The sequence below is a fragment of the Deinococcus sp. genome, from assembly GCF_030523985.1.
In the GTDB taxonomy this organism is placed as follows: domain Bacteria; phylum Deinococcota; class Deinococci; order Deinococcales; family Deinococcaceae; genus Deinococcus.
Genome location: NZ_JAUNHK010000098.1, coordinates 1 through 9,651, shown reverse-complemented (window position 1 = coordinate 9,651; position 9,651 = coordinate 1). Strand labels below are relative to the sequence as shown.

General features: G+C 64.1%; 10 protein-coding genes. 8 read left to right on the top strand and 2 right to left on the bottom strand.

Going from position 1 to position 9,651, the window contains the following annotated elements; genetic code table 11:
• The 5 genes from uvrC to aspS all read left to right on the top strand — a co-directional run.
• The coding region (gene uvrC / locus Q4C89_RS12220) for an excinuclease ABC subunit UvrC (protein WP_303102896.1) at window positions 1-1,530 on the top strand (1,530 nt) is incomplete at its 5' end.
• A gap of 218 nt (window positions 1,531-1,748) precedes the next feature.
• Complete coding sequence (locus Q4C89_RS12215; RefSeq protein WP_303102895.1) at window positions 1,749-2,468, top strand: phosphatase PAP2 family protein; 720 nt, start codon at window positions 1,749-1,751, stop codon at window positions 2,466-2,468.
• A gap of 26 nt (window positions 2,469-2,494) precedes the next feature.
• Window positions 2,495-3,790, top strand: a complete 1,296-nt coding sequence (hisS, locus tag Q4C89_RS12210; RefSeq protein ID WP_303102894.1) for a histidine--tRNA ligase — start codon at window positions 2,495-2,497, stop codon at window positions 3,788-3,790.
• Window positions 3,791-3,817: 27 nt separating this feature from the next.
• Window positions 3,818-4,165, top strand: coding sequence for a hypothetical protein (locus Q4C89_RS12205; protein WP_303102893.1), 348 nt, complete (start codon window positions 3,818-3,820; stop codon window positions 4,163-4,165).
• A complete protein-coding gene (gene aspS, locus Q4C89_RS12200) occupies window positions 4,162-5,889 on the top strand; it encodes an aspartate--tRNA ligase (protein WP_303102892.1) in 1,728 nt (575 codons plus the stop codon). The genes Q4C89_RS12205 and aspS overlap by 4 nt, the downstream gene beginning before the upstream one ends.
• A gap of 105 nt (window positions 5,890-5,994) precedes the next feature.
• Here the strand turns inward: aspS and Q4C89_RS12195 are convergent, their stop codons facing one another.
• Entirely contained in the window at window positions 5,995-6,972 is a 978-nt protein-coding gene (locus Q4C89_RS12195; RefSeq protein WP_303102891.1) for a dipeptidase, read from the bottom strand.
• Window positions 6,965-7,621, bottom strand: a complete 657-nt coding sequence (locus Q4C89_RS12190) for an HAD family phosphatase (RefSeq protein WP_303102890.1) — start codon at window positions 7,619-7,621, stop codon at window positions 6,965-6,967. The genes Q4C89_RS12195 and Q4C89_RS12190 overlap by 8 nt, the downstream gene beginning before the upstream one ends.
• A gap of 80 nt (window positions 7,622-7,701) precedes the next feature.
• Here Q4C89_RS12190 and Q4C89_RS12185 point away from each other — a divergent pair, with 80 nt between their 5' ends.
• The 3 genes from Q4C89_RS12185 to pgk form a co-directional block, all read left to right on the top strand.
• On the top strand, window positions 7,702-8,262 hold the full coding sequence (locus tag Q4C89_RS12185) for a YceI family protein (RefSeq protein ID WP_303102889.1): 561 nt from the start codon (window positions 7,702-7,704) through the stop codon (window positions 8,260-8,262).
• Between the two features lie 82 nt (window positions 8,263-8,344).
• Entirely contained in the window at window positions 8,345-9,346 is a 1,002-nt protein-coding gene (gene gap, locus Q4C89_RS12180) for a type I glyceraldehyde-3-phosphate dehydrogenase (protein WP_303102888.1), read from the top strand.
• 81 nt (window positions 9,347-9,427) lie between these two features.
• A partial coding sequence (pgk, locus tag Q4C89_RS12175; RefSeq protein WP_303102887.1) for a phosphoglycerate kinase occupies window positions 9,428-9,651 on the top strand: 224 nt, incomplete at its 3' end.

Here is a 9,651-nt window from a genome sequence, read left to right as displayed (position 1 = left end):
AAAGACGGGGCGAACTATTACGGGCCTTACCCGGACGCCTCGGCGGTGCGGCGGGTCAAAAATCTGATCGACACCATGTTTCCGCTGCGAAAAAACAGTGGCCTGCCGATGCAGAAAAAGCCGCGCCCCTGCCTGAATTTCCACATGGGGCGCTGCCTGGGGCCGTGCATCGACGCCGCCGATCCCGCCGACTACCGCCGCACGGTGGAGGATGTCAAAAGCCTGCTCGAAGGCCGCGCCGCTGCGGTGACGGCTCGCCTGAAAGACGACATGAGGAGGGCCGCCCAGGGCCAGGATTTCGAGCAGGCCGCGAGGCTGCGTGACCGCGTACAGGCCGTGGAAAAACTGTTCGGTACCGAGCAGCACGCCTTCGTCAGCGAGGAAACCGACCTCGACTTTCTGGGCGCGGCGCAGGCGGGCGAGTTTGCGATGGTGCAACTGTTTCGGATGCGCGGCGGGCGCGTGGTGGGCCGCGACAAGCGCTTTCTGACGGGAGCCGCCGAGACGGATTTGGGCGAAATCATCGGCGCGTTCGTGCAGGACTACTACACCCAGGCCACGCATGTGCCGCCGCTGATTCTGCTGCCTGCCGAGTACGAGGACGCCGCGCTGTGGAGCGAGTTTCTGTCGGTGCAGGCGGGGCGCAAGGTCGTGATGCGAACGCCCAAGCGCGGCGACAAGACCGATCTGATCGACATGGCGCAGCGCAACGCCGCCGTCGGACTGGAGTCGGAAATGGCCCTGCTGGAACGCCGGGGCGACCATCCTGGCCTGGACGCCCTCAAGGACGTGCTGGCGCTGCCCGAACGGCCCTGGCGCATCGAGGGCTACGACAATTCCAACCTGTTCGGCACCAACATCGTCTCGGGCATGGTGGTCTTCGAAGGCGGACGGGTGCGGCGCAGCGAACACCGCCGCTTCAAGGTGCGCGGGCTCGACCATCCCGACGATTACACGGCGATGAAACAGACCATTTTCAGGCGCTTTACGGGCAGCCTGGCGGACAAATTGCCGTTGCCTGAACTCCTCTTGATCGACGGCGGGCGCGGGCAAGTCAATGCCGCCCTGGACGCGCTGAAAGAAGCGGACGTGCGCGTGCCTGTCGTCGGCCTCGCCAAGCGCGAGGAAATCCTGATTCTGCCGTCGGTCTACGGGGCGCAGTGGTGGTTGGAGAGTGGCACCGAAGTCGGCGTGAACCGGGAGCTTTTGCTGCCGCACACGCACCCCGCCCTGCGGATGCTGATCGGCGTGCGCGACGAGGTTCACCATTACGCGGTGAGCTACCACCGCAAATTGCGCGGCGAGGGGATGCTGCGCTCGGTCTTCGACGACCTGCCAGGAATTGGGACAAAGCGCCGGGACGCGTTGCTGGAACATTTCACCAGCCTGGACGACCTCGCCGCTGCCACGCCCGAACAGATTGCCGCCGTCCCAGGCATGAACCTGAAGGCGGCGCAAAGTGTCAAGGCGTTTTTGCAGGAAAGAGGACGAGGGGCAGCCGAGGCCAGGGAAAACGCCAGCGGAGGCTAAAGCTTGGAGCCAGGGGGCGGCGTCTCTGGGCGGCTTCGTAGTGCAGGGCTTCGATGTGGGTCTGGGCAAGAATCGTGTTCATGCCGGGTAGTCTGCCCGCCCCAGGCCGCGCTCCACATCGGTCAGATGACCACGCGGGCCTAAGCCGATTGGCGCATGAAGGCCGCTTCACCCGCGCCCCGCTGACATTCATCTGACACGGGGCGCACAATGGGCGGGTGTCGTCCGTTCCCGTTCTCTCACCGACCGCTTCCGTCGTTCGTCAGCACTGGCGCACCATCCTGCTGCTGCTGGTCGCCGTTCTGGGGCCGCTCCTGCTCTTTGCCGACCTCGCGGAAGACATTTTCAAGCACGGCGGCTTTGCGTGGGACAGGGCGATTCTGGAGTGGTACGCGGCGCGGCGCACGCCGGGGCTGACGCACGCGGCGGAGGTGCTGGCCCTGGTGGCGGGCATCGGTGGCCTGCCGATTCTCACGCTGCTGGTCGCCTGGGTGCTGCACCGTCAGCGGGCCAACGTTCACGCCGCCTTTCTGGTGCTGTCGGTCGGCGGGGCCATCTTGCTCAATGTCGTCGCCAAGGTCATTTTTCAGCGGCCCCGGCCTGACCAGTTGCTCGCCGTCCTGAGCGAACCCGGTTTCTCCTTTCCGAGTGGGCACGCGATGGCGAATGCGGCGTTCGGGCTGGGGCTGGCGCTGGTGTTCTGGCGCTCGCGGGCGGGCTGGCCTGTGGCCGTGTTCGGCGTGCTGTGGGCGGTGCTGGTCGGCGTCAGCCGCAACTATCTGGGCGTGCATTATCCCAGCGACGTGCTGGCGGGCTTTCTGGCGAGTACGGCCTGGGTCTACGGCCTGTATGTGACGATGAAAAGCCGCTGGCCCCGCTTGAGGTTGTCTCCAGCGGGCGAACGGGACACGGTCAGCCAAATAGCCTTAGACCGCTAGACCCCTTCCCCCTTAGACTGCCCCCTATGGCGATTCAGCGTCCCAAAGGAACCCAAGACCACCTGCCCGAAGGCAGTCCCAAACTCACGCTAGACACGCGGGCCGCCGCTTTCGATTACGTGCGCGAAACGGCGCGGCGGGTGCTGGAACGTGCCGGAGCGCAGCGCATAGACACGCCGCTCTTCGAAGAAGCCGAACTGGTCAAGCGCGGCGTAGGCGGCAGTACCGACATCGTCCGCAAGGAGATGTTCACCGTTTATTATTTCGGCGACCACGGCGGCTTTATTCTGCGCCCAGAGGGCACGGCGGGCATCGTGCGGGCTTATTTGCAAAACGGCTGGAAGCAACTGCCCGCGCCCTTCAAAATCTGGCTCTGTGGCCCAATGTTCCGCGCCGAGAACGTGCAAAAGGGCCGCTTGCGGCAGTTTCATCAGGTGGACTACGAGGTGTTCGGCAGCACCGACCCGCTGGTGGACGCCGAAGCGATTGCGCTGATGGTGGACGTGGTCCGCGAGTTGGGCCTGAAAAAAGTGAAGGTCAAGCTGGGGTCCATCGGCGACCCGGAAGACCGCGAAGCCTACAACGACTATCTGCGCGAACTGTTCACGCCGCATGTCGAGCGCCTCTCCGACGATTCCAAAGACCGCCTGACCCGTAACCCGATGCGGATTCTGGACAGCAAAAGCGCGGGCGACCAGGAACTCATCGCCGAGCTGGGGGTGAGGCCCATGCTGGACTTTCTGGGCGCAGAAGCGGGAGCGCACTTTGAGCAGGTGCAGCAGTATTTGCGCGACTGGAACGTCGAATTCGACCTCGACCCTTCCATCGTGCGCGGGCTGGACTACTACCGCCGCACCGCCTGGGAACTGCACCACGAGGGCGTGGGGGCCAAGTCTGCGCTGGGCGGAGGCGGGCGCTACGACGGCCTCGCCGAGCAACTGGGCGGAGCGGCGGTGCCTGGAATCGGCTGGGCTTTCGGTATCGAGCGGCTGCTGCTGGCGATGGAGGCCGACGGCGTGGAGATGCCCGCGCCAGGTGGCCCGCAGCTTTATCTGGTCGCGCTGGACGAGGAAAATGTGCCGCTGGTGGCGCGGCTCGCCCGTGAAGCCAGGGCCTACGCCCGCACCGAGTTCGCCTACCGTGCCATGAAAGTGGGGAATGCTTTCAAAGATGCGGAAAGGCGCGGGGCCGTGTGGGTGGGCCTGATGGGGTCGGAGGAAGCCGCCAATGGGACGGTCAGCCTCAAGAATATGGTGACGGGCGAGCAGCAGACAGTGGGGGTCGGGGAGTTGGCGACCTTCCTCCAAAAGTCGGACGACTGACCGCCCCCCTGCCGTCACACTGAGGCCATGCCCCGACTCTGGGAACGTGGCCTCCTCCTTTTGCTTCTGCTGCAACTGGGGCGGCTGGTGTGGCTGAATGTGGCCTTGTCGGCCTACATGACCCGCACGCCCGTTTCGTGGTGGGCAGAGGTTTTGCTGCTGCTGGGTCTGGTGCGGGCGGCGCGTTCGGATAAGCGGCAGCTCTGGTTTTCGCTGACGCTGGGCTGGGCGGCGGTTGTGGGGGGCGCACTAGGCGGGTATCTGGCCGACGAATCGGGGGGCGGGGGCCAGGCCGGGCCGGACTTTTTGCTCGGCAGCCTGGCGCTGCTCTCGCTGACGGGCTTGGCGCTCAGGCGGCATAATGAAGAACTGTGAAACGCACCGCCCTGATTGGCCAGCTCAACTCTTCCCATCAAGACCAGACCGTGACCCTGCAAGGCTGGGTGAACCGCCGCCGTGACCTTGGTGGCCTGATTTTTATCGAACTGCGCGACCGCTCTGGCATTATTCAGGTGCAGGTGGAACCGGACAGCCCCGCGTTTGCCGAGGCCGACAAGCTGCGCTCCGAGTACGTCGCGGAAATCGAAGGCCGCTTTCAGATGCGCCCCGAGGCCCAGCGCAAGGGCGGGCTGGCCGACTACGAAGTCATTGCCAGCCGCGTGAAGGTGCTCAATGCCGCCAAGACGCCGCCATTCGAACTCGACAAGGGCGGCGAGGTGGCCGAGGACATTCGCCTCAAGTACCGCTACCTGGACCTGCGCCGCAGCGAAATGCAAAAGGGTCTGATGCTGCGCTCCAAGGCGGTGGCGGCCGTGACCGAATTTCTCGACGCCGAGGGCTTCATTCAGGTCGAGACGCCCATGCTGACCAAGTCCACGCCCGAAGGCGCCCGCGATTTTCTGGTGCCCAGCCGCCTGAACCCCGGCGAGTTCTACGCCCTGCCGCAAAGCCCGCAACTGTTCAAGCAACTGCTGATGATTTCGGGCTTCGACCGCTATTACCAGCTCGCCCGCTGCTTCCGCGACGAGGACCTGCGGGCCGACCGCCAGCCCGACTTCACGCAGCTCGACATGGAAATGAGTTTCGTGGAGCAGGACGACGTGCTCGAACTTCAGGAACGCCTGATGGCCCATGTGTTCAAGAAGGTACTGGACTACGACCTGCCCACGCCTTTTGCGCGCATGAGCTACCACGACGCCATGAACGACTACGGCTCCGACAAGCCGGATTTGCGCTTCGGGCTGAAGTTCGTGGACGTGACGGAGTTGTTCCGGGGCGGCGAGTTCAAGGCTTTTGCGGGTGCAGAGGCGGTCAAAGCCATTGCCACGGGCGAACTGACCCGCAAGCAGATCGACGAACTCGAACGGGTCGCCAAGCAGAACGGCGCGGGGGGCCTGGCCTGGCTCAAGCGCGACGGAGACGGATTTACGGGCGGTATTTCCAAGTTTGTGGGAGGCATTGCCGCGCAGCTCATCGAACAGACGGGCGTCGAACAGGGCGGCACTCTTCTCTTTGCAGCAGGCGAGTGGAAAAAGGCGGTTTCGGCCCTGGGCGCGGTGCGCCTCGCCGTGCGCGACCTGTTCGACCTCGCGGCGAGCGGGCCACGCTTCCACATCTCCTGGGTGGTGGACTTTCCGCAACTCGAATACAACGAGGACAGCGCGTCGTGGACCTTCATGCACCACCCCTTCACCGCGCCTCACCCGGAGGACATCGCCAAATTCGACACCCCCGAGCAGGGCCAGATTCGGGCGCAGGCGTATGACCTCGTGCTCAACGGCTTTGAAATCGGCGGCGGCTCCATCCGTATCCACCAGCCCGACGTGCAGGTCAAGATGTTCAGGGCGATTGGTTTCAGCGAGGAAGCGGCCCGCGACAAGTTCGGCTTTTTCATGGACGCCCTCGACTACGGCACGCCCCCGCACGGCGGCATCGCCTGGGGCTTCGACCGCCTGACCATGATCATGAGTGGCGCGAGCAGCATCCGCGAGGTCATCGCCTTCCCTAAGAACAACCGTGGCAGCGACCTGATGGCCGAGGCCCCTTCCCCAGTCGAGGACCAGCAACTCGCCGAGGTGGGCGTCCGGGTGCGCGAGTAAGGGAGTAGAGTGTGGCCCCGCCAGTTGGTGCGGGGCTTTTTTGGGGATACAAGTTGTGAAAAGATTCTTTTGATTTACGGTTTGTGAAATTTAGAACGATAGGCATTACGACCAGTTGTGCCGCACCCAGCGTTCCCAGTTGGCCCTGGCCACGCCATCTCGCGCGGCTTCGGGCAGGAGGTCCAGAAAGCGCGAGAGGTCGCCGTAGCACTCGATTCCGGCGGGCATCTTTTCGGTGCCGAAGCCGCCGTCGAGGTCGCTGCCGATGCCGATGTTCTCCCAGCCCACCAGCGCGGCGTAATGCTCGGCGCAGCGGGCGAATTCGGTGAGGCTGACGCGCTCGTTTCCCTCTGTCCAACCGGGGCGGATGAAGCGGCTGTGGGCGACCAGCCCCAGGACGCCGCCCGTCGAGACGATGTGCCGCGCCATGTCGTCGCTGATTTGGCGGTTGGTGTCCACCAGGGCGCGGGGGTTGCTGTGGGTGGCGACCATCTTCACGCCGATGTCGGCGGCGTCCCAGAAGGCAGCGGTGTCGAGGTGCGAGGCGTCCAGCGTCAGGTCGAGGTCTTTCATCGCCTGCACCAGTTCTCGGCCTTCGGGGGTCAGCGGGCCGGGCGCGTCGGTGCCGCCCGCGTACCGGGTGCGCTCCCAGGCGGGGCCGATAACGCGAACACCGGCTTTTGCCCAGAACGGGAGGTCGTCGGGGCCGGAAATGGGGTCGGCGCCTTCCATCAGCAGAATGACTTGCAGGGGCGCGGCGGTAGACCCTGGCCCCAGCGAGAGCCAGCCTTCCTCCTGCCAGCGGCGGTACTGCGCAAGCTGGGCGAGGGCCTGCGCTCTGGCCCCCGCGTGGTCGGTGTAGCCGTCGTGCTTGGCATTGCGCGGCAGGGCGAACAGGGTGCCGAAGCAGGTTTTTAGCCCTGAGCGGCGCAGTTCGGGGAAGCTGACGGTGGCGGTCTGGCTGGCCTGGAGGGGGTCTTGTCGCCGCAGTTTAGCGAGGGGCAGCGTGAGGTCGCGCCCCTGGAGGGCGTTCCAGGCGAGGTCGAGGTGGGCGTCGAAGCGGATGGTCGGGCCGTCAGACATGGCTCAGTACCTCCCGCAGCGAGTGCAGGGCACCGGCGGTCTGCCCACTCAGGTCGATTTGTTCGGCCCGCATCCCCACAGCGCGGGCGGCTTCCACGTTTTCGGGCAGGTCGTCTATGAACAGAATTTCGGCGGGGGGCAGCCCCAGGGCCTCAGCCGCCAGCAGGAACGCCTGCTCCTCGGGCTTGTGGACGCCGAGCAGGCAGGTGGCGAGCGGCACGTCCACCAGATCGCGCAGGCCGATGGCGTCCAACGTGCGCTCGATGCTGGGAAGGGTGTTGCTCAGCACGCCGATTCTCAGGCCACGTCCGCGCAGTTCGGTCAGGACTTCCCGCGCGCCCTCTACGGGCTTCATGTAGCGTTCGTAGGGGTAGGTCTTCATCAGTTCGGCGGCGGCCTCGGGGCTGAGGCCCAGGCGGCGGGTCAGTTCGGCGCCGTAGCTTTCCCAGAAGCTTTCTTCCTCGGCGTGCGAGCGCAGGTGCCACCACTGGCCTTCCTGCTCGCGCCACAGCCCCGCCAGCACCCGTCCGGCCTGCCGGGGGTCGAGCCCGAAGCGGGTGCCGATCCACAGGGCGGCCTCTTGGTACACCGTTTCGTCGGTGGAGGCGATGGTGTTGTCTCGGTCAAACAGCACGGCGCGGAGCTTCATAGACGTATTATCTCCCATCCGCCACACTGCTTTAGGATTTTTCATCCTCTTCAGAGGGCTGACCCTAAGACTGATTGTTGATGAGAACAGTCAATTTTTTGCTTCCCCTGTCTGCTCTGTTGGCGACTTCGGCGCTGGCGGCTCCCGTGACCTACGCGGCCCAGAACGGCAGTGCTACTTTTGAACATAAAGTCGGCCCGGTCATGGTGCGCGGTGAAATCGCGGGCGTCAGCGCCCAGGCCAAATTGGATAGCGCCCAGCTGACGGGCACCACCGGCAAGGTGACCGTACCGCTGAGCGACCTCAAGACGGGGAACGGTCTGCGCGACAGCCACGCCAAGAGCGAGACGGCCCTCGCCACCGACAAATTTCCGAACGCGACGTTTCAACTCCAGAACCTGTCCGGCGGCAGACTCAAGGAAGGGCAAACCGTGGCGACCACGGCCCAGGGCCAGCTGACGGTCAAGGGCGTGACCAAGACCATCGTCGCCCCCGTCAAGGCCACCTTGCGCGGCGATACGGTGCAGGTGGCGACCCAGTTCAAGTTCAACCCACACGACTACGGCGTGAACTACAGGGGGACGAGCAGCCCTTCGGTGACGGTCAATGTCAGCTTCGATTTGAAGCCCACCTCTCGGTAATGTTCAGCCCGCTTGGAGGTACACTGGAAGGCGGTGGACAACTCGAGAGGTTGCCCTACAGTCCTTTCCCTGGAGGTTCCCTATGAAAGTAGGCATTAACGGCTTCGGCCGCATCGGTCGTCTGGTGTTCCGCATTCTGGAATCGCGTGGCGTCGAAGTGGTCGCCATCAACGACCTGACCGACAACAAGACCCTCGCTACTCTGCTCAAGTACGACAGCACTGCGGGCCGCTTCAACGGCACGGTGGAGTACGACGAAAGCACGCTGACCGTGAACGGCAAGAAGATCCACGCCCTCTCCGAGCGTGACCCCAGCCAAATCAAGTGGGCTGACATGGGCGCGGACATCGTGATCGAGTCCACGGGCATCTTCACCGAGCGCGAAGGCCCCAAGGGAGCCAGCCAGCACATGCAGGGCGGCGCGAAGAAGGTCATCATCACCGCTCCCGCCAAGAACGAGGATATTTCCATCGTGCTGGGCGTGAACGAGGAACAGTACGACGCCTCCAAGCACCACATCATCAGCAACGCCAGCTGCACCACCAACAGCCTGGGTGTGCCGATGAAGCTGCTGGACGAAGCCTTCGGTATCGAGAAGGCCATCATGACCACCGTCCACAGCTACACCAACGACCAGAACATCCTCGACCTGCCCCACAAGGATCTGCGCCGCGCCCGCGCTGCGGCCATCAACATCATCCCCACCAGCACCGGCGCGGCCAAGGCCGTCAGCCAGGTGTACCCCGGTCTGAAGGGCAAGTTCGACGGCACTTCGCTGCGCGTGCCCACCCCCACGGGCAGCATCAGCGACGTGACCGCCGTGCTGAGCAAGGAAGTTACCAAGGAAGAAATCAACAAGGTCTTCAAGGAAGCCGCCGAAGGCAAGTACAAGGGCATCCTGGCCTACACCGAAGATCCCATCGTGCTGACCGACATTCAGGGCGACCCCCACAGCGCCATCATTGACGGCGGCCTGACCATGGCGATGGGCAACCTCGTCAAGTTCTTCAGCTGGTACGACAACGAGTGGGGCTACAGCAACCGCATTGCCGACCTCGTGCAACTGGTTCAGAAAAAAGGCTAAACGCTTCTAGCAGATGGCTGATGGCAGATGGCTTTTTCGCTATCCGCTATCAGCCATCTGCTATCCGCTCAGGAGAAAAATATGCAAAACCTGAATAACCTAGATGTCAACGGCAAGCGCGTCCTCGTGCGCGTGGATTACAACGTTCCTGTCAAAGACGGCGTGGTGCAAGACGCCACCCGTATCGAAGCGAGCATTCCCACCATCAAAAAGCTGCTGGAAGGCGGCGCGAGCGTGGTGCTGATGAGCCACTTCGGGCGGCCCAAGAACGGCCCTGAGGAGAAGTACAGCCTGAAGCCTGTGGC